Genomic DNA, 17,975 nt, shown 5'->3' with positions numbered 1-17,975 from the left:
TTCGACGGCGGCGATACTGAACCCATGAAGCTCAGCCGTCCCGTTTCCTGGTTCCTGCTCGCCTTCGGAGTGTGGAGCTGGGTCATCTGGATCACTTTCGTCAAGAACCTGTGGAAGGACGGCAGCGGGCTCGCTTTCGACGACGCGGGCGACCCGACCGGGTACTTCTGGCTGCATCTGACGCTCGCTGTCGTCTCCTTTGTCTTGGGGACGGTTGTCGGGGGCATCGGGTTGCGCGGTGTCCGGGCCCTGCGCCACACGTCATCGTCATAACGGGGGAGTCACCGCGTGGTCATCGTGTTCCTGGTCCTGGTCCTGGCGGTGTTCGCAGGGCTGCACTGGTACCTCTGGCGCCGGATGGTGCGCGACACCACGGCGCGGCCGGGTGCCGCCAGACGGGTGGGCACGGCCGTCCTCGTGGCCGGGCCCGTACTCATGTTCGCGGGGTTTGCCTCCGAGCGGACCGGTGCGCCGTTCTGGCTGCAGCAGGTGCTGACCTGGCCCGGATTCCTGTGGCTGGCGCTGTCGATCTACCTCCTGCTGGCGCTGCTGGTCGGCGAGGTCGTCCGGCCGCTGCTGCGGAGGGCTCTGGACCGGCGTCCGGCTCCCGCGGCGGACCCGGTGGACGTACGCGAGGCCGCGCCCGTGCCCGCCGGAGCGCCCGCCCGGGAGACCGAGCACCGGTCCGCCGACGAGTCAGCCACGCCTGCCCTCACCTCCACCCCGTCCGGGACCCCCGCCGGAGCCGGGCCGTCGTCCGCGGCCGCGTCGCCGTCCGGCAGCGCGCCCGGGCGCGCCGACGGGCCGGCGTCCGCGACGACGGGCCCCTCGCGCCGGCTGTTCGTGTCGCGTGTGGTGGGCGGGGCCGCCGCGGCCGCCGCCGTGGGCACCGTGGGGTACGGGACGTACGGCGTCCTGCGCGGGCCCCGGGTGAAGCGCGTCACCGTGCCCCTGGCCAAGCTGCCGAGGTCCGCTCACGGCTACCGGATCGCCGTCGTCAGCGACGTGCACCTCGGGCCGGTGCTGGGGCGCGGATTCGCCCAGAAGGTCGTCGACACGATCAACTCCACCCAGCCCGACCTGATCGCGGTCGTGGGCGACCTCGTCGACGGCAGCGTCAAGGACCTCGGGCCCGCCGCGGCGCCGCTCGCGCAGTTGCGGGCGCGGCACGGGACGTTCTTCGTCACCGGGAACCACGAGTACTTCTCCGGTGCCGAGGAGTGGGTCGCGCACGTGCGTGACCTGGGGATGCGCCCGCTGGAGAACGCCCGCACCGAGCTGGCCGACTTCGACCTGGCCGGCGTCAACGACGTGGCCGGGGAGGACGAGGGCGAGGGCCCCGACTTCGTGAAGGCCCTCGGCGACCGGGACCGTGACCGGGCGTGCGTGCTGCTCGCCCACCAGCCGGTGCAGATCCATGACGCCGTGGACCACGGGGTCGACCTCCAGCTCTCCGGGCACACCCACGGCGGGCAGCTGTGGCCCGGCAACTTCATCGCGGACCTCGCCAATCCGACCCTCGCGGGACTGGAGCGCTACGGGGACACGCAGCTGTACGTGTCGCGGGGTGCGGGTGCCTGGGGGCCGCCCACGCGTGTGGGGGCGCCGTCGGACATCACCGTCGTGGAACTGGCCTCCAGGCAGGCCTGAGGCCGCCGGACCCGGCGGGAACGGGCTCGCGGGCACGAACGGGCCCGCGGGCCGGCAGACCCGGTCGCGCGGTTTCCCGCGTCGCTCAGGGAGCGCAGGCCTGCGCCGGCAGCGTCACCGTGACCGTCAGGCCCTCGCCCGGCGCCGTCCGCACCGTCACGTCCCCGCCGTGGGCCGTGGTCACGCCCTGGACGATGGCCATCCCCAGGCCACTGCCCGCGCCGCCGCCCGCCCGGAAGAAGCGGTCGAAGATGCGCACGGCGTCCTCCTCCGCCAGCCCCGGGCCCTCGTCGGCGACATGAAGCCGTACGACTCCGTCGGCCCTCTCCAGATCCAGGGCGACCGGGGTACCGGCGGGGGTGTGCGTGCGGACGTTCGTCACGAGGTTGCCCAGGATCTGCCGCAGACCCGACTCGTCCCCGCGGACGAGGAGGGCTCCCTCGGCGCTCACCGTCACCGGACGGCCGGGCTGCTGGGCCCGCAGATCCTCGGCCGCGTCGCGCACCAGGCGGCTCAGGTCCACGTTCTTGAACCGCAGTTCGGGCCGCTGGTCGAGGCGGGCCAGGGTGAGCAGCTCGTCGACCAGACGGCCCATGCGGTCCGCCTCCCCGGTCATCCGGTCCCAGGCGCGCTTGCGTTCGCCGGGCTCGGACAGCATGCCCTTGTCGTACAGCTGGAGGTAGCCGCGGATCGCCGCCAGCGGCGTACGCAGCTCGTGCGAGGCGTCCGCGACGAAGCGGCGCAGCTGGGCGGTGCTCCGCTCGCGGGTGCGGTACGCCGACTCGACCTGGTGGAGCATCGAGTTGAGGGCGAGCCGCAGCTGTTCGACCTCCTGGGTGGGGTGGTGGCTGGAGGGCACCCGGCGGGCCAGGTCTCCCTCGGCGATCGCCGACGAGGTCTCCACCATGTCCTCCAGGGGCCGCAGCCGCCGGCTCACACTGAGCATCGTCAGCACGGCGAGCAGCCCCAACAGCAGTACCCCGAAGGCCAGATCCAGTTTGAGCGCCTTGGCCATGCCCCGGTGCAGCGCGTCGGTCGAGCCGGCGATCAGGACGACGGCGCCGTCGGGCAGCGCGACACCGACGACCCTGAAGGGGACACCCTCCACGGTCACGTCGAGCGGGTCCGAGTCGCCGGTGAGGGCCCGGGGATCGTCCACGGCGTCCGCGAGGGCACGCTGGTTCGCCGTCGGCACGAGACCGCGGAGCGTGAGGGGGCGTCCCTTCGAGTCGACCAGGGCGAACAGGGAGTCCGCGCTCGGCGGGCCCTGCGCCTCCGGCACCTTCCCGTCGCGGACGAAGGCCAGCGCGCTCAACGAGTCGATCTGCCGCGCGGTCAGCTGCGTACTCCCCAGCGAGTCCCGCATCCGGAGCAGCTCCGAGTCGACCTGGTCGAGCAGGTAGTACCGCATGCCCATGAGGCTCACCGCCGTCGCCATGACGATGCCGAGCGCCAGCAGCGCCACGTTGGCCAGCGTCAGTTTGCCGCGCAGCGAGTGGATGCCATGGCCGGGGCGGTGCCGGAGGATCATGCGAGGCCGTATCCGACACCGCGCCGGGTCGTGATCACCGGGGCGCCGAGGGCTTCGAGCTTGCGCCGCAGATAGCTGATGTAGGTCTCCACGACGGTCGACTCCGCCGAGTGCTCGTACTGCCAGACATGCCGCAGGAGCTGCTCCTTGGGCACGATCCGCCCGCCGTTGCGCACGAGGAAACGCAGCAGGGCGTACTCGGTGGGAGTCAGCTCGACCGAGCGGCCGGCGCGGTGCACCGAGTACGTCGTCTCGTCCAGTTCCAGGTCGCCGTAGCGCAGCGGCGGGCGCTGCGGCAGGACGTCGGCCGGGCGGGTGCGGCGCAGCACGGCGGTGATCCGGGCGGTCACCTCGTCGATGTTGAACGGCTTGGTGATGTAGTCGTCGCCGAAGGCGAGGGCGCCGACGATCTCCGCGGGCGCGTCCCGCGCGGTCAGGAACACCACGGCCAGGTCGGGCTGGAGCGAACGCAGTTCGCGGCCCAGCGCCCGGCCGTCGCCGTCGGGGAGCATCACGTCGAGGAGCGCGGCGTCCGGGCGCGTGCGCTCGGCCAGCGTCAGCGCCTGGCGGACGGTCCCCGCCGTCATCACCTGGAAGCGGTGGTAGCGCAGGGCGATGGTCAGAACGTCCGCGATGCTCGGCTCGTCCTCGACGACCAGGACGGTCGCCCCCTCATGAGCGGTCATGCCCCCAGTATCGGCGCGCGCACCGGCAACGGGGCCGGGTCGTGCTTTGGAGTTCCTTGTGAGTCATGGCCGGGTCATGTGCACGCACCCGCGGCGCACCCGATGCTGAGCCGCAGGACCTGGGGGACCAACCGACCGCGAACTAAGGAGCGTTGAGGCGTGACGACATTGGCACGGTGGTGCTATCGGCACCGGCTGGTGGTCCTGTTGCTGTGGGTGGGGGCATTTCTGGGGCTCGGCTTCGCGGGCTCCGCCGCGGGCACGAACTACGCGGACACCTTCTCCCTTCCGAACACGGACTCCACGCGCGCGTACGACCTGATGGCCAAGGCCTTCCCGGAGAGGTCGGGCGACACCGACACGGTGGTGTGGAAGGTCGACGAGGGAACGGCCCGCGACGCGTCCGTACGCTCCCGGATCGAGCCCGCCCTCGAGAAGATCGGGCGGATGGAGGGCGTCGGCGAGGTCAGCAGCCCGTACGCCGCCCAGGGCGCCGCGCAGTTCAGCGAGAACGGGCGGATCGCCTACGCCCAGATCACCTTCACCGAGCAGGCCAACGGCGTGCCGAAGGCGCTCGTGGAGGACGTCGTCGAGACGGCTCAGGACGCCGAACGCGCCGGGCTCCAGGTCGAACTGGGCGGCCAGGCGATCACCCGGACCCAGGAACCGCCCACCGGCATCGCCGAGATGGTCGGCATCGTGGCCGCGGCGGTCGTCCTCTTCCTCGCCTTCGGCTCGCTGTTCGCGATGCTGCTGCCGCTCGTCGTCGCGATCGCGGCCCTCGGCACGGGCCTGATGGCGACCTCCCTTCTCAGCCATGTCACCGACGTACCCGAAGTGGCGCCGCTGCTCGGCTCGTTGATCGGCCTCGGCGTCGGCATCGACTACGCCCTGTTCATCGTGACGCGGCACCGCCGGGGCATCCTGCGCGGCATGAAGCCCGAGGAGTCCGCGATCACGGCCCTCAACACCTCCGGCCGGGCGGTGCTGTTCGCCGGTGGCACCGTGTGCATCGCGCTCGCCGGGATGCTGGTGATGAACATGCGCTTCCTGGACGGCGTCGTCGTCGCGACCTCGCTGACGGTCGTACTGAGCGTGCTCGCCGCGGTCACCCTGCTGCCCGCGCTCCTCGGGCTGCTCGGCATGCGCGTGCTCAGCCGCAGGCAGCGCCACCGGCTGGCCGCCGCGGGCCCGGAGTCGCATGAGGCGAGCGGACTCGCCGCGCGCTGGTCCATGTACGTGCAGCGGCGCCCGCGGTCCATCGCCGCCGGGGCGCTGGTCGTGATGCTGATCCTGGCGCTGCCCGTCCTGTCGATCCGGCTCGGCGCCACCGACCAGGGCAACCACCAGGACTCCACGACCACACGGCAGGCGTACGACCTGCTGGCCGAGGGCTTCGGGCCGGGCTTCAACGGCCCGCTCCAGGTCGTCGTGGACGGCGGGGACGCGGACGGGCTCGTCGCGGCCATCCGCAAGACCGAGGGCGTCGCCCAGGTGGCCACCGCGCCGCCCGCCGAGGGCATCACGGTGATCCAAGTCGTGCCCACCACGTCACCGCAGTCGCAGAAGACGGACCAGCTGATCGACCGGCTCCGCGACGACGTGATCCCGGCCTCCGGGGCCGAGGCCCACGTGGGCGGGGTGACCGCCGTCTTCAAGGACTTCGCGGCCGTCACGGGGGACCGGCTGCCGTACTTCGTCGCGGCGATCATCTCGCTCGGCTTCCTGCTGCTGATGGTGGCCTTCCGCTCGCTGGTGGTGCCCCTGACGGCGGCCCTGATGAACCTGATCGCGGCCGCCGCGTCCTTCGGGGTGCTCGTCGCGATCTTCCAGTGGGGCTGGGGCACGGAACTCCTCGGCATCGGCAAGGAGGGGCCGATCACGGCGTTCCTGCCGGTCATCATGCTCTCGCTCCTCTTCGGCCTCTCGATGGACTACCAGGTGTTCCTGGTGAGCCGGATGCACGAGGAGTGGGTGCACACGAAGGACAACGCGCGAGCGGTCCGCGTCGGCCTCGCGGAGACCAGCAGGGTCATCAACTGCGCGGCCCTGATCATGATCTGCGTGTTCTCCGCCTTCGTGCTCAGCGGTGACATGGAGGGCGCGATGGCGGGCATCGGGCTCGCCGCGGCGGTGGCGCTGGACGCGTTCATCCTGCGTACGGCCCTGGTGCCGGCCGCGATGCACCTTCTGGGCAACTCCAACTGGTGGCTCCCGGCCGGTCTGGAGAAGCGCCTGCCGCATCTGGCGGTGGAGCCCCGGGAGGAGGAGCTCTCCGAGGTCCACGCGCGCGTGCCCGACAGCGACGGCGGTTCCACCGTGATCCACGGCTTCGTCCGCACCCCGGACGGCGCGCCCGTGGAGGGCGCCGCGCTGACCCTGCTCTCCAAGGGCGGCCGTCAGCTCGACCGGGTGACGTCGCTGGCCGACGGCTCGTACATCGTCTCGGTGCCGTCCGCGGGCTCGTACCTGCTGGCCGTGACGGCCGCCGAACACCCGTCCCGGGCCCGCCACGTGATGGTCGGCACGGAACCGCTGGTGTACGACGTGGAGCTGGCGCAGGACGAGCTGGACGCGGTGAACTGACCGCGCGAGGCGCTACCTCGCGGATTTCCTGCCGGGGTCGGGCAGTGCGTTCGTCATCCCCGGCAGGAAGTCCGTGAACAGTTCGTGCACCTCGCGGACCAGGGGCCGCAGAACTCGGAAACGGGCCAGGGTCACGCCGAGCGAGGTGAGGCGGGCGCCGCGCTCGGCGAGGCGGTAGCTGCGCTCGCGGCCCTCCGTGCGGTCGAAGATCCAGTACAGGACCAGACCCATCTGGGAGAGCCACAGCAACTCGGGAAGGACCTCACGCAGTTCCTCCGGCACCTTCGCCTTCGAGCCGCTGAGCACCTCCCGGCAGACCCCGATGGCCTCCTCGCGCGCGTGCTCCGACTCGGCCGAGAACGGGCTGAGCGGGCTGTCCGGATCGGCGGCGTTCTTGAAGAACTGCACCGCGAACTCGTGGTACGGCTTCGCCACGTCCAGCCATGTCTTCAGGACTCCGGCGATCCGCGCCTCCAGGTCCTTCTCCTGCTCCAGGACCTCACGGACCGCGATCCGGTGCTCGGCCGCGAGCCGGTCGTAGAAGCCCTGGATCAGGTGTTCCTTGCCGGCGAAGTAGTAGTACGCGTTGCCGACGGAGACCCCGGCCTCCTTGGCGATGGCCCGCATCGTCGTCTTCTCGTAACCCCGCTCCTGGAACAGGCGCATCGCCGTCTCCAGGATCAGGGCCCGGGTCTGCTCGCTCTTGGCGGGCGTCCGCGCGGGGCCGGGGACCTCGGGCTCCGCGGGACCGTCCGGGCCGGGGGCGCTGTCATTCGTTGCTGGCACGGGACAGAGCCTAACGAGGCGGGCAGGTGCCGCTGTCGCAGGCGGGCGGATCGTAGGTCCAGCCCACGGCCTGGTCGTACGTCCACCCGTCGGCTGCGACGTACGTACGGCCGCCCCACTTGCCCTCCCAGCGGGCCCGTTGCCCCTCGCGCCACTTGGCGGCGGCGAGCACCGCGCCCCGTGCCAGCCGGGCCCCGGCCGGGGTGCTGAGCCGGTAGGACATCGGGCGGTGGTCGGCGAGCGCCCACAGGGTGACGACCCAGGCGGCGCTGCCCCGGTAGACCTGGCCCGAATCCCCGACCACGGTGATCTCGTCGAGGGTCGCGGCGTGGTCGAGCCCGGGGAAGCGGCGTTTCGCCTCCGTCGACCCGGCGGCCACCAGCTCCAGGCGCACCAACTGCCGCTGCCAGACGAGCCAGTCGCGCAGGAAGGAGCAGAGGGAGCACTGTGCGTCGTACAGGACGGTGAGCCCGCGGACCGGGACGCGCGTGGCGTCCCGGTCCGGGCCGGCGGCGGTGGCCATCGGGGTCACGCCCCGGCCGTCGGGGCGACCCAGCCCTGCGGCGGCACGGGCGGCAGCTGCTCGCGCTCCATGATGCCCCGGCGCCGGATCTTGTTGAGCACGTACACGTTCCCCAGGTGCATGGCGCCCAGCACGAGGAGCACCACACCGAGCTTCGTCGACAGGGCCTCGAACACCCCGCGGGCGTCGGCGATCTCGTCGTCCTGGTTCAGGTAGAGCGCCACGAAGCCGAGGTTCACCAGGTAGAAGCCCACCACCAGAAGGTGGTTGACGGCGTCCGCGAGCTTCTCGTTCCCGTGCAGTACGTCCGACAGGAAGATCCGCCCGTTGTGGCTGAGCGTCCGTGCCACCCAGACCGTCAGCGCCACGCTGACCAGCAGATAGATGACGTAAGCGACGACCGTGAGGTCCATGTCCCCACCCCTTCCCAACTTCTTGAACGCGTTCAAAACGCGCTGTCGAGGAAGAATGTAGACCTGTTTTTGAACACGTTCAAGTCGGAGTCCGCACGCTCTTGTGTGACGTGCGGCTCAGGGGAGGGTGAGGGGCGCCGGCGGACGGTTCAGCCGACGCGGGCCAGCTCCGGCCGCTTGCTGTAGTCCGTGAAGCCGATGACGTTCCCCCAGGGATCGGCGAACTCGACGGTCCAGCCGGTGGACACGGACAGGGGTGCGTCGAGGGGCTGGACGTCCGCGGCCCTGAGGGTGTCGGCCGTACTCCTGGCGTCCCGCACCTCCAGCCACACCCGGGGCGATCCCCACGGTGGCGGCCGGTGTCCGAGCCCTTCCTCAAGGCGCAGCAGCACCCCGGGTGTCTCCTTGCCGACCTTCAGGATGGCGATCCCGGCCTCGTCGAGCCGGAACCCGAGAGCGAAACCGGCCCGCCGGTAGAAGTCCACGGCCTCGTCGAGGTCGCCCACGGGGAAGAGGACGTTGTCGAAGCCGAGCAGTTCGTACGACTCTTTGTCTGACATGTCGTCAGATTAGGTCGCGGGGAGGGGGCACCGGGGGAGGCGGCCTGGCAGTCACCCGTGTGGCGCCGGGGCAGGGATGAGACGGCAGAGGGCCCCGCCCCGGTACGAAACCGGGAAACGGGGCCCACAGTGTCCTGCAGAGGGAGATCTCAGAAGCGGCGCGTGATCAGCGCCCGCTTCACCTCCTGGATCGCCTTCGTGACCTCGATACCGCGAGGGCAGGCGTCCGTGCAGTTGAACGTCGTGCGGCAGCGCCACACGCCGTCCTTGTCGTTGAGGATCTCCAGGCGCTGCTCCCCGGCCTCGTCACGCGAGTCGAAGATGAAGCGGTGGGCGTTCACGATGGCGGCCGGGCCGAAGTACTGGCCGTCGTTCCAGAACACCGGGCACGAGGACGTGCAGGCGGCGCAGAGGATGCACTTCGTCGTGTCGTCGAAGCGCTCACGGTCCTCGGCGGTCTGCAGACGCTCGCGCGTCGGCTCGTTCGTCTCCTTCGTGATCAGGAACGGCATCACGTCGCGGTACGCCTGGAAGAACGGCTCCATGTCCACGACGAGGTCCTTCAGGACCGTCAGGCCCTTGATGGGCTCGACCGTGATGGGCTTCTCGGGGCTCAGGTCCTTGATCAGCGTCTTGCAGGCGAGCCGGTTCTTGCCGTTGATCCGCATGGCGTCCGAGCCGCAGATGCCGTGCGCGCAGGACCGGCGGAACGTCAGTGTGCCGTCCTGGTCCCACTTGATCTTGTGCAGGGCGTCGAGGACCCGCTCCTTGGGGTCGATCTCCAGCTGGAAATCCTCCCAGGTCGCCTCGCCCGAGACCTCCGAGTTGAAGCGGCGGATGCGGAACGTGGCCGTGATGTACGGCGAGTCGGCGAAGCCGGCCTCCGGCTTGCCGGCGCCGTCCGTCTTGTCCAGGGTGGGGGTAGCCATCAGTACTTACGCTCCATCGGCTGGTAGCGGGTCTGGACGACCGGCTTGTAGTCGAGGCGGATCGACTCGGTGCCGTCGTCGCCGACCTCGCGGTACGCCATGGTGTGGCGCATGAAGTTGACGTCGTCGCGGTTCGGGTAGTCCTCGCGGTAGTGACCGCCGCGCGACTCCTTGCGGGCCAGCGCGGAGACGGCCATGACCTCGGCCAGGTCGAGCAGGTTGCCCAGTTCGACGGCCTCCAGGAGGTCCGTGTTGAACCGTTTGCCCTTGTCCTGGACGGACACGTTCCGGTAGCGCTCGCGCAGCTCGGCGATCTTCTCGACGGCCGTCTTGATCGTCTGCTCGGTGCGGAACACCATGACGTTGGCGTCCATGGTCTCCTGGAGCTCGCGGCGGATGTCCGCCACGCGCTCGTTGCCCGTGGACGTCCGCAGCCGCTCGATCTGGCCGACGACCAGCGAGGCCGGGTCCTCGGGCAGTTCGACGTGCGAGGTCGTGGCGGAGTACTCCGCGGCCGCGATGCCCGCGCGCTTCCCGAACACGTTGATGTCGAGCAGCGAGTTCGTGCCCAGCCGGTTCGCGCCGTGGACGGAGACGCACGCGACCTCACCGGCCGCGTACAGGCCCGGCACGACCGTCGTGTTGTCGGACAGCACCTCACCCTCGACGTTCGTCGGGATGCCGCCCATCGCGTAGTGCGCGGTGGGCTGGATCGGGATCGGGTCCGTGTAGGGCTCGATGCCGAGGTAGGTGCGGGCGAACTCCGTGATGTCGGGCAGCTTGGCGTCCAGCTGCTCCGGCGGGAGGTGCGTGAGGTCGAGGTAGACGTGGTCGCCCTCGGGACCGCAGCCGCGGCCCTCACGGATCTCCGTGTAGATGGAGCGCGAAACGACGTCACGGGACGCGAGGTCCTTCATGACCGGCGCGTACTTCTCCATGAAGCGCTCGCCGTCCTTGTTGCGGAGGATGCCGCCCTCACCGCGGGCGCCCTCCGTCAGCAGGATGCCCATGCGCCAGATGCCGGTCGGGTGGAACTGGAAGAACTCCATGTCCTCCAGCGGCAGCCCGCGACGGTAGACGGCCGCCTGGCCGTCACCGGTCAGCGTGTGCGCGTTGGACGTCACCTTGAAGAACTTGCCGGTGCCGCCGGACGCGTAGATCACGGCCTTCGCCTGGAAGATGTGGATCTCGCCGGTCGCCAGCTCGTACGCGACGACACCGGCGGACTTCCTGACGCCGTCGACCTCGGTGATCAGCTGGTCGAGGACGTAGAACTCGTTGTAGAACTCCACACCCTCCTTGACGCAGTTCTGGTACAGCGTCTGGAGGATCATGTGGCCGGTGCGGTCCGCCGCGTAGCAGGACCGACGGACCGGCGCCTCGCCGTGGTTGCGGGAGTGACCGCCGAAACGGCGCTGGTCGATGGTGCCGTTCGGGGTCCGGTTGAACGGCAGGCCCATCTTCTCCAGGTCGAGGACCGCGTCGATGGCCTCCTTCGCCAGGATCTCGGCGGCGTCCTGGTCGACCAGGTAGTCACCGCCCTTGACCGTGTCGAAGGTGTGCCACTCCCAGTTGTCCTCCTCCACGTTGGCGAGCGCGGCGGCCATGCCGCCCTGCGCTGCGCCCGTGTGGGAGCGGGTGGGGTAGAGCTTCGTCAGCACGGCGGTACGGCTGCGCTTCGTCGCCTCGATGGCGGCACGCATGCCGGCGCCGCCGGCGCCGACGATGACGGTGTCGTACTTGTGGATCTTCATGATTCTCGCAGCCCCGTGCCTAGCGGATGTTCGGGTCGAAGGTGAAGATCACCAGCGTGCCCAGCAGGATGGTGAACACCGTGGCGGTGTAGAGCAGGCCCTTGAGCCACAGGCGCGTGTTCGGGCGCTCCGCGTAGTCGTTGATGACCGTGCGCAGGCCGTTGGCGCCGTGCAGCATCGCCAGCCACAGCATCAGCAGGTCCCAGGTCTGCCAGAACGGCGAGGCCCAGCGGCCCGCCACGAAGGCGAAGCCGATCTTGGAGACGCCGCCGTCGAGAACCAGCTGGATCAGCAGGTGCCCGATGACGAGGACGACGAGGACGACACCGGACAGGCGCATGAAGAGCCATGCGGCCATCTCGAAGTTGCCGCGGGTGGACTTCGGGGTCTTGTTCGTCCGCTTGCGCGGGGCCTCGATCAGGGGCGCCGGGTTGTCGACGCTGTAGAGGGACTCACCCTCGACAGGGCCGATGCCGGATGCGGTCTTCTCAGTGGTGGACATTCGCGTCAGCTCCCGAAGACTTCACGAGCGGCGTGGCCGAGTACGGGGTAGAGGGCCCCGATCATCAGCACGACCCAGATGCCGACCACGGTCCAGAGCATCTGCTTCTGGTAGCGCGGGCCCTTCGACCAGAAGTCGACGGCGATCACACGCAGGCCGTTGAGCGCGTGGAAGAGGATGGCGGCGACGAGGCCGTACTCCAGCAGCGCGACGATCGGGGTCTTGTAGGTGGCTACGACCTTGTCGTAGTCCTCGGGGGAGACACGGACGAGAGCGGTGTCCAGCACGTGTACGAACAGGAAGAAGAAGATGAGGACGCCGGTGACTCGATGAGCCACCCAGGACCACATTCCTTCCCGGCCGCGGTACAGCGTTCCAGCCGGCACGGAAGAACCCTCCGGGAGCGGGGATTGGGGCCTGCCGGCTTCGATGTCGGTCGGCCCGGCCGGGTACGGTCCACCGGCCCTGGCCATCGTAGCGACGTGTTGTCGGAACGTTTACGGCGGGCCTACCGATGTGATCGAACTGGCAGGCAAACAGGCTCGTACGGGCTATTACGGGCGGGCCGCGGAGGGCGGGATCGCCGCTCCGGTGCCGGACACGCGGTCGCGGGGCCGGTCACGGCCCCGCGACCCTAAGAGATCGCGCAGTCGCTGCCGGCGGGGCTGAAGGACCGGGCGAGGCGGCCCCTTGCCAGGCGGCGCAGTTCCTCCGCCGTCAGGATCCGCTCCTCGTCGGGATCGTTCGTCAATCGTGCTCGGATACCGGCCAGGACCTGGTCGAGGGCCTCGTCCGGGGCCGTGTCGTCCAGGCAGATCACGAAGACGTGGCCGAAGCGGCTCTCGTACGCCGCGTGGGCCGCGCTCAGGGCGGTGTGGGCCGCGGAGTACGCGCCGTCCGGGAGGAGGGTGAGGGACTCGCAGGCCAGGGCCTCGGCGACATCACCGGGCGTCAGGTCGAACGCCGCCTCGTCGGCCGCGGCCAGCAGGGAGTCCAGGTCGGGGTAGGGGCGGTGCGCGGCGACCCGGCGGGCCCAGCGGTAGCTGCCGCAGCAGGCGAGGAGGGCGCGCTCGGCCTCGTCGGCGGGCAGGGCGTTGAACCGCTCCAGGCCGGTGGGACCCGGTGCCGGGCGGGTCTGCTCCGGCAGCCCCGGCGGTTCGGACGACTCCGGTGTGGCGACGGCCTGGCCGGGGAGGCGGGAAGGACGGTGCGCGGGCAGCGTGGGTTCCTCGGCGGTTCGGCGGCGCCCGGACGGGCGCCGCGCGTGGTTCGGCTGGGGGTCAAGTGAGAGATGTTTCATCACGCTATCGGGGCTTGACCGGAGCTGTCCGACAGATGCCCGATCTTCACTCGCAAGAGAGAGTTTCAGAACGTGACGTGGACGGCGGCACCGGATGACGGGGCTTAGGTTCACAACGGAGCTACAGCGTACGAGGACGGTCCGGAGGGTGAGTGGTCTGTGGTGAACGGGAGCAGGCGCAGGGGGCCGCTGTCGGTCGGCAGGAGGCCCCTGCTGGTCGGCGTGGGTGTGGCGGTCGTGGCGGGTACCGCGCTGACCGTCGGGCTCTGGCCGAGCGGCGACTCGGGCGAGCCCTCGACGCGGCGGCCCTCCGGCGGGAGAAGCGCCCTGGCACCGGAGCCGTCCCCGACCCCCACTCCGTCACCCGGTCGGACGTATCCGCTGTCGAAGGCTCCCCGCACGATCCCGGCCGTACGGGAACACGTACCGGCCCGCGGGCCCGGCTGGCGGCCCGGGAAGGGCGGGCGTGTCGTCGTTCGCGACGAGGCCCTCGCGGACGAGGGGCGGCTGCTCGCCGGGGAACTGGGGCTGACCTACGCGGGCTCCGGCGGGGCGCGGGCCGGGGACGTGGAGCTCGGCCTCACCGACGAGGACGCGAACGCCGAGTCGTACACGCTGACCGTCGGGGACGGGCGGGTGCGGATCACCGGTACGGCCGAGGCGGGCGTCTTCTACGGCACACGCACGCTCAAGCAGGAGGTCCGCGGGAACACCACGGCGCCCGAGGGGGTCGTACGCGACTCGCCGGCGAAGCCGCAGCGGGGGTTCATGCTGGACATCGCACGCAAGCACTTCACCGCCGGGTGGATCGAGGACCGGATCCGTGAGCTGGGCGACCTGAAGTACAACCAGCTCGGGCTGCACTTCTCCGACGACCAGGGCTTCCGGATCGCCTCCGACTCGCATCCCGAGATCGTGTCGAAGGAGCATCTGACGAAGGCGGAGGTGCGCCGCATCCTCGCGCTCGCGAAGAGCCGGCACATCACCGTCGTGCCCGAGATCGACTCGCCCGGCCATCTGGGCGCGGTGCTCGACGCGCATCCGGATCTCCAGCTGCGCAACGCCCAGGGTGTCGTCTCGCGGGGTGCGATCGACATCTCCAAGCCCGCGTCCGCGAAGATCGTGGACGACCTGCTGAACGAGTACGCAGGCCTGTTCCCCGGGCGGTACTGGCACCTCGGCGCCGACGAGTACCGGGCGCTGATGGTGTCGGACCCGGCGGCCTCCTACCCGCAGCTGGCCGCCGCCGCGAAGGCGAAGTACGGGCCGGGCGCCGGGGTCGCCGATCTGACGACGGGCTGGCTCAACGACCGGGCGGACACGATGCGCGGGCACGACCGGACGCTGCGGGCGTGGAACGACGGGTTCTTCTCCGGGGGCACCGTGGCGGCCGCCGACGACATCCACGTCGCGTACTGGACGGGCAAGGAGATCGGCGCACGCCCGCCGGCCGAGTACCTGCGGGCCGGGCGCGAGGTGATCAACTACAACGACGAGTACCTCTACTACGTGCTCGGGCAGCCCAACGCCTTCGTCTATCCGACCGGACAGCGCATCTACGAGCAGTGGACCCCCCTCGTCCTGCGCGGTACGACGCCGGTGCCCCGGGAGTACGGCGACCAGATCCTCGGCGCGTCCTTCGCCGTCTGGTGCGACCTCTCGGGCTCCCAGACCCAGGACCAGGTGGCGGCGGGGGTCCGGATGCCACTGCGGGCGCTGACACAGAAACTGTGGGACCCGCGGAAACCGGCGCTGTCGTGGACGGACTTCAAGGGGCTGGCCGGGAAGCTGGGATGAGAGCCGCCGGCCCCGACGGCCGCCCACCTCGACGGTGGCCGTCCGGGGGCCGGCGGCCGATTCCGAGTGGACGGGCGGGGCGCGTGAAACGTATGTTCCCCAGGCCGCGCGAGACCCCTGGGGAGGGGGCCGCCCGGCTTCTCCTTCCGGGCGCCCTGCCGGGCACCTTGGCCACGCACTTCCGGGGGACCGCTCACCCATGCTCTGCACGCACTGCCGTCAGCTCGCCGCGACGCCGGGGGGCACGCTCTGCCCCCACTGCGCCGGCGCAGTGACACAGGCGGCCCGACCGGGCCCCGCGCCCACGGGCCCGCCGTTCGCCGCCACACCCCCGCATCCGGCGTACGGCGCCGCTCCCGGGCCCGCTCCCGCGCCGGGGGCGTACGGCGGGGCGCCCATGCACCAGCCGCACGGTCCCGCCTGGCTGCGGTCACCCGTCGGGCTCGGGAAGGCGGCCGCCGCGGCACTCGGGGCGGTCGTCGCCACCGACCTCTTCGCGCTCTGGGCCGATCTCACGACGTACGACGTCGCGGACCGGCTGGCGAACGGCGGGTACAGCGCGGCGCTCCAGGCCGACGCCGACCGCGCGGACTCGGTCTACACCGTGGCCGGGCTCGTCCAGACGTCCGCCCTCGTCGTGGCCGTCGTCCTCTTCCTGGTCTGGTTCCAGCGGGCGCGGGTCAACGCCGAGGTGTTCAACCCCTTCGGGCACCGGATGAAGCGCGGCTGGACCTGCTGGAGCTGGTTCGTGCCCGTCGTCAACCTCTGGTTCCCGCGCCGGATCATGGTGGACGTGTGGGACGCGAGCCGCCCGGGCGGCCGGGCCGCGCACGGCCTGGTCAACGTCTGGTGGGCGTTCTGGATCGTCTCGCTGATCGCCGACCGGGCGGGCTTCAAGGCGTACCGCGACGCCGAGACGCCCGGGGAGATCCGGGACGCCGTGGCCCAGGTGATGTTCGCGGACGCCGTCGACATCGTCGCCGCCGTCCTCGCCGTCCTCGTGGTGCTCCGGCTCACCCGTATGCAGGACGACACAGCACGTCACGGGCCCCTGGCCGCCGTGGCGTAGTTGCGGCGGCTTGCCCGTACCGGTGGCGAACTACCGTACGTTTGTGGTGTATTCGGCGCTGGCCGAACCGATACGGCGGGGGGAGCGGCATGGGCTACTGGGGGTATTTCGTCGTCGGCAGGAGCGAGCGGCCGCTCGCGGAGCTCGGCGCGCTGTCGGGGGCGTCGGGCATGACGCTGCATCAGACGGCGGACGACGGCTGGCAGGTGTGGGAGTACCCGAACACTCCCGACGGCGCCGCCGGTGACGTCGGGAACATGAACGACCTGGCGGGGGAGACGGGCGCGCCCGCGCTCTTCGGGTACGTCATGGACAGCGACTGCGTGGTCGTCGAGGCGGCCGCGCCGGGCAGCGGAGCCTGGACGACGTGCCTGGACAGGGAGGCGATGGCCGGGTACCTGGGCGGGAACAAGGACGGGCTGACCGTCGACGACTTCTTCCTGGAACCGCACGACGCCCTCGTACGGGCCGTCGCCTGGGCCGCGGAGTCGGGCCGGGACGTGTCCGAGGAACCGGTCCTCGACGTGCTCACCTCCGACGCGGATCCCTCGGCCGAGATGCTTTTCTTCCGGTTCCTGGACCGGCTCGGCGTCATCCCCATGTAGATTTCGGCCATCTCGCAGTGTGACGATCCGGCCACTGTGCACGCAGTAAGGGGAAGTGCGGGCTCCGCAACCAGCGGCGGCCCCACCGAGGGAGGCGTGATGAGCCTGGTGGAACTGATCGCTCAGGCCGACGAACGAGGCCTGGCGGCCAGCGGTCTGGCGTGCCTGGACAGGTGCGTGCCCCTGTTGGGCGGCGACGACGAGATCCTGCGGCCCCTGTGGGCGAGCCTCGCCGAGCCCGGGCAGGGGGACCGGGACTGGGGCGAGTGCGTCGAACAGGCGCGCGCCGGACTCGACGTTCCCCCGGCCCCCGAGGGCGACCTGTCCGCCGAGGGCCGGGCCACCGTGCTGGCGCACCGCATGCTCGACGCCGCCCCCGTCGAGCGGACCGGCGCGAACCTCCGCGAGTGGGCCGACGCCTGCTCGGTGGCCGCGCTGCAGATCCACCGCCTGCTCGACGCCGCCTCCGACGGCGCGTCCTCGGTGGCGGCCCGGCGCGAGGGCCTCACGCAGGACATGTCACCCCTCGTCGCCGCCGAACTGCGCCGCCAGATCACCATCCTCGAACTGCTGTCGGCCCACGGCGTGGCCGGTCTGCGTCAGGCGCTCGGCCTCTCCACGGAGGGCCGGCGCGTGCTGCGCGCCGTCGTCTCCCGCCGGGCCCGCGGCCGGGTTTAACCCCGAAGTCCCCCCGGGGCGCAGCGAACCGCGTCTTCTGTGACCGTCCCGTGGGTGTCGCGCGAGCGGGCTGCGAGGGCTCTGCGCCCGTCCTGCGGCACTCCGGCGTACCGCCACGAGTCGGCGTGACGAATCCCGTCCGGGGCACGCTCTCGCAGGTGTGGACACCACGTGGACAGTCATGAGAACCACGCCGGCCGTACCGACCAGGCCCGCGGCCGCGACGAAGCCCCTCCGGTGGGCGGCGGACGCGGTCGCGGCGATGCGGGAAGGCGCCGGGCTCCGCCTCGACCACTCCACGCAGAGCCTGTGGAGAGTCGACCGGACGATCGAGGAGATACGCCGGGACGGGGCGCCGTACGCGGCCGTCGAGACCGCGCTGCGCGGCTTCGGCGCGTACGCGGGTGAGGTGATCGCCCGTCACACGGGCGCCGAGTGGCTGGACTCGGGCCAGGGCCCCCTGCTGCGTACCCCCGACGGGCGGATCTGGGATCCGGTGACCGAGGCGCGGCGCTGCTTCGAGGGGGACGGGTCCCTGCGCCTGCTGTGCCGGGACGCGGGCGGCTGAGGAGCACGCGGACACGCGGAAGGCCGGGGCCCTGTTCC

19 protein-coding genes are annotated in these 17,975 nt (G+C 71.1%); 8 read left to right on the top strand and 11 right to left on the bottom strand.

The window, feature by feature from the left end; all coding sequences use genetic code 11:
• Positions 1-24 precede the first annotated feature (24 nt).
• Together O1Q96_RS39905 and O1Q96_RS39900 are read left to right on the top strand one after the other, a co-directional pair.
• Positions 25-273, top strand: coding sequence for an SCO4848 family membrane protein (locus O1Q96_RS39905; protein ID WP_269252752.1), 249 nt, complete (start codon positions 25-27; stop codon positions 271-273).
• A 15-nt stretch (positions 274-288) separates the two neighbouring features.
• Positions 289-1,650, top strand: a complete 1,362-nt coding sequence (locus tag O1Q96_RS39900; protein ID WP_269252751.1) for a metallophosphoesterase — start codon at positions 289-291, stop codon at positions 1,648-1,650.
• An 85-nt stretch (positions 1,651-1,735) separates the two neighbouring features.
• On the opposite strand, the gene O1Q96_RS39895 is transcribed toward O1Q96_RS39900, so the two are convergent.
• Together O1Q96_RS39895 and O1Q96_RS39890 are read right to left on the bottom strand one after the other, a co-directional pair.
• Positions 1,736-3,181 carry a sensor histidine kinase gene (locus O1Q96_RS39895; protein ID WP_269252750.1) on the bottom strand — a complete coding sequence of 482 codons (1,446 nt, stop codon included), beginning with the start codon at positions 3,179-3,181 and terminating at the stop codon, positions 1,736-1,738.
• Entirely contained in the window at positions 3,178-3,867 is a 690-nt protein-coding gene (locus tag O1Q96_RS39890) for a response regulator transcription factor (protein WP_269252749.1), read from the bottom strand. The genes O1Q96_RS39895 and O1Q96_RS39890 overlap by 4 nt, the downstream gene beginning before the upstream one ends.
• Positions 3,868-4,035: 168 nt before the next feature.
• On the opposite strand from O1Q96_RS39890, the gene O1Q96_RS39885 reads away from it, so the two are divergent.
• On the top strand, positions 4,036-6,453 hold the full coding sequence (locus O1Q96_RS39885; protein ID WP_269253910.1) for an MMPL family transporter: 2,418 nt from the start codon (positions 4,036-4,038) through the stop codon (positions 6,451-6,453).
• A gap of 12 nt (positions 6,454-6,465) precedes the next feature.
• Here the strand turns inward: O1Q96_RS39885 and O1Q96_RS39880 are convergent, their stop codons facing one another.
• The 9 genes from O1Q96_RS39880 to O1Q96_RS39840 form a co-directional block, all read right to left on the bottom strand.
• Positions 6,466-7,239 carry a TetR/AcrR family transcriptional regulator gene (locus O1Q96_RS39880; protein ID WP_269252748.1) on the bottom strand — a complete coding sequence of 258 codons (774 nt, stop codon included), beginning with the start codon at positions 7,237-7,239 and terminating at the stop codon, positions 6,466-6,468.
• A gap of 10 nt (positions 7,240-7,249) precedes the next feature.
• Positions 7,250-7,762, bottom strand: a complete 513-nt coding sequence (locus O1Q96_RS39875; protein ID WP_269253909.1) for a thiol-disulfide oxidoreductase DCC family protein — start codon at positions 7,760-7,762, stop codon at positions 7,250-7,252.
• Positions 7,763-7,767: 5 nt separating this feature from the next.
• Positions 7,768-8,175 carry a hypothetical protein gene (locus tag O1Q96_RS39870; RefSeq protein ID WP_217452802.1) on the bottom strand — a complete coding sequence of 136 codons (408 nt, stop codon included), beginning with the start codon at positions 8,173-8,175 and terminating at the stop codon, positions 7,768-7,770.
• A 149-nt stretch (positions 8,176-8,324) separates the two neighbouring features.
• On the bottom strand, positions 8,325-8,735 hold the full coding sequence (locus O1Q96_RS39865) for a VOC family protein (protein ID WP_269252747.1): 411 nt from the start codon (positions 8,733-8,735) through the stop codon (positions 8,325-8,327).
• Between the two features lie 149 nt (positions 8,736-8,884).
• Positions 8,885-9,664, bottom strand: a complete 780-nt coding sequence (locus O1Q96_RS39860; protein ID WP_269252746.1) for a succinate dehydrogenase iron-sulfur subunit — start codon at positions 9,662-9,664, stop codon at positions 8,885-8,887.
• A complete protein-coding gene (gene sdhA / locus O1Q96_RS39855) occupies positions 9,664-11,418 on the bottom strand; it encodes a succinate dehydrogenase flavoprotein subunit (RefSeq protein WP_217452806.1) in 1,755 nt (584 codons plus the stop codon). The genes O1Q96_RS39860 and sdhA overlap by 1 nt, the downstream gene beginning before the upstream one ends.
• Before the next feature lie 19 nt (positions 11,419-11,437).
• Positions 11,438-11,920, bottom strand: coding sequence for a succinate dehydrogenase hydrophobic membrane anchor subunit (locus O1Q96_RS39850; protein ID WP_269252745.1), 483 nt, complete (start codon positions 11,918-11,920; stop codon positions 11,438-11,440).
• 5 nt (positions 11,921-11,925) lie between these two features.
• The gene (gene sdhC / locus O1Q96_RS39845) at positions 11,926-12,306 is read right to left on the bottom strand and encodes a succinate dehydrogenase, cytochrome b556 subunit (RefSeq protein ID WP_149511863.1); all 381 of its coding nucleotides are present in this window, start codon (positions 12,304-12,306) and stop codon (positions 11,926-11,928) included.
• Between the two features lie 248 nt (positions 12,307-12,554).
• Positions 12,555-13,220: a 2-oxo-4-hydroxy-4-carboxy-5-ureidoimidazoline decarboxylase gene (locus tag O1Q96_RS39840; RefSeq protein ID WP_331276091.1), complete on the bottom strand. Its 666-nt coding sequence runs from the start codon at positions 13,218-13,220 to the stop codon at positions 12,555-12,557.
• Between the two features lie 162 nt (positions 13,221-13,382).
• Between O1Q96_RS39840 and O1Q96_RS39835 the strand changes: the two genes are divergently transcribed.
• The 5 genes from O1Q96_RS39835 to O1Q96_RS39815 all read left to right on the top strand — a co-directional run bounded on the left by O1Q96_RS39835 (position 13,383) and on the right by O1Q96_RS39815 (position 17,937).
• Positions 13,383-15,017 carry a beta-N-acetylhexosaminidase gene (locus O1Q96_RS39835; protein WP_419587016.1) on the top strand — a complete coding sequence of 545 codons (1,635 nt, stop codon included), beginning with the start codon at positions 13,383-13,385 and terminating at the stop codon, positions 15,015-15,017.
• Between the two features lie 397 nt (positions 15,018-15,414).
• Positions 15,415-16,086 (top strand): DUF4328 domain-containing protein, encoded by a 672-nt coding sequence (locus O1Q96_RS39830; protein WP_269252744.1) that lies wholly within the window; start codon positions 15,415-15,417, stop codon positions 16,084-16,086.
• A gap of 89 nt (positions 16,087-16,175) precedes the next feature.
• Positions 16,176-16,691, top strand: a complete 516-nt coding sequence (locus tag O1Q96_RS39825) for a hypothetical protein (protein WP_269252743.1) — start codon at positions 16,176-16,178, stop codon at positions 16,689-16,691.
• 99 nt (positions 16,692-16,790) lie between these two features.
• The gene (locus O1Q96_RS39820) at positions 16,791-17,369 is read left to right on the top strand and encodes a hypothetical protein (RefSeq protein WP_269252742.1); all 579 of its coding nucleotides are present in this window, start codon (positions 16,791-16,793) and stop codon (positions 17,367-17,369) included.
• Positions 17,370-17,550: 181 nt separating this feature from the next.
• Complete coding sequence (locus tag O1Q96_RS39815) at positions 17,551-17,937, top strand: hypothetical protein (RefSeq protein WP_269252741.1); 387 nt, start codon at positions 17,551-17,553, stop codon at positions 17,935-17,937.
• Positions 17,938-17,975: the final 38 nt, after the last annotated feature.

The organism is Streptomyces aurantiacus, assembly GCF_027107535.1.
Taxonomy (GTDB): Bacteria; Actinomycetota; Actinomycetes; order Streptomycetales; family Streptomycetaceae; genus Streptomyces.
This window is presented reverse-complemented; position numbering and strand designations above follow the sequence as displayed.

Bases quoted from the DNA above. Each gene is read 5' to 3' on its own strand.
- O1Q96_RS39860 (WP_269252746.1), bottom strand. From the start codon at position 9,664: ATGGCTACCCCCACCCTGGACAAGACGGACGGCGCCGGCAAGCCGGAG.
- O1Q96_RS39895 (WP_269252750.1), bottom strand. From the start codon at position 3,181: ATGATCCTCCGGCACCGCCCCGGCCATGGCATCCACTCGCTGCGCGGC.
- O1Q96_RS39820 (WP_269252742.1), top strand. From the start codon at position 16,791: ATGAGCCTGGTGGAACTGATCGCTCAGGCCGACGAACGAGGCCTGGCG.
- sdhA (WP_217452806.1), bottom strand. From the start codon at position 11,418: ATGAAGATCCACAAGTACGACACCGTCATCGTCGGCGCCGGCGGCGCC.
- O1Q96_RS39830 (WP_269252744.1), top strand. From the start codon at position 15,415: ATGCACCAGCCGCACGGTCCCGCCTGGCTGCGGTCACCCGTCGGGCTC.
- O1Q96_RS39870 (WP_217452802.1), bottom strand. From the start codon at position 8,175: ATGGACCTCACGGTCGTCGCTTACGTCATCTATCTGCTGGTCAGCGTG.
- O1Q96_RS39840 (WP_331276091.1), bottom strand. From the start codon at position 13,220: ATGAAACATCTCTCACTTGACCCCCAGCCGAACCACGCGCGGCGCCCG.
- O1Q96_RS39905 (WP_269252752.1), top strand. From the start codon at position 25: ATGAAGCTCAGCCGTCCCGTTTCCTGGTTCCTGCTCGCCTTCGGAGTG.
- O1Q96_RS39875 (WP_269253909.1), bottom strand. From the start codon at position 7,762: ATGGCCACCGCCGCCGGCCCGGACCGGGACGCCACGCGCGTCCCGGTC.
- O1Q96_RS39865 (WP_269252747.1), bottom strand. From the start codon at position 8,735: ATGTCAGACAAAGAGTCGTACGAACTGCTCGGCTTCGACAACGTCCTC.
- O1Q96_RS39825 (WP_269252743.1), top strand. From the start codon at position 16,176: ATGGGCTACTGGGGGTATTTCGTCGTCGGCAGGAGCGAGCGGCCGCTC.
- O1Q96_RS39815 (WP_269252741.1), top strand. From the start codon at position 17,551: ATGAGAACCACGCCGGCCGTACCGACCAGGCCCGCGGCCGCGACGAAG.
- O1Q96_RS39850 (WP_269252745.1), bottom strand. From the start codon at position 11,920: ATGTCCACCACTGAGAAGACCGCATCCGGCATCGGCCCTGTCGAGGGT.
- O1Q96_RS39890 (WP_269252749.1), bottom strand. From the start codon at position 3,867: ATGACCGCTCATGAGGGGGCGACCGTCCTGGTCGTCGAGGACGAGCCG.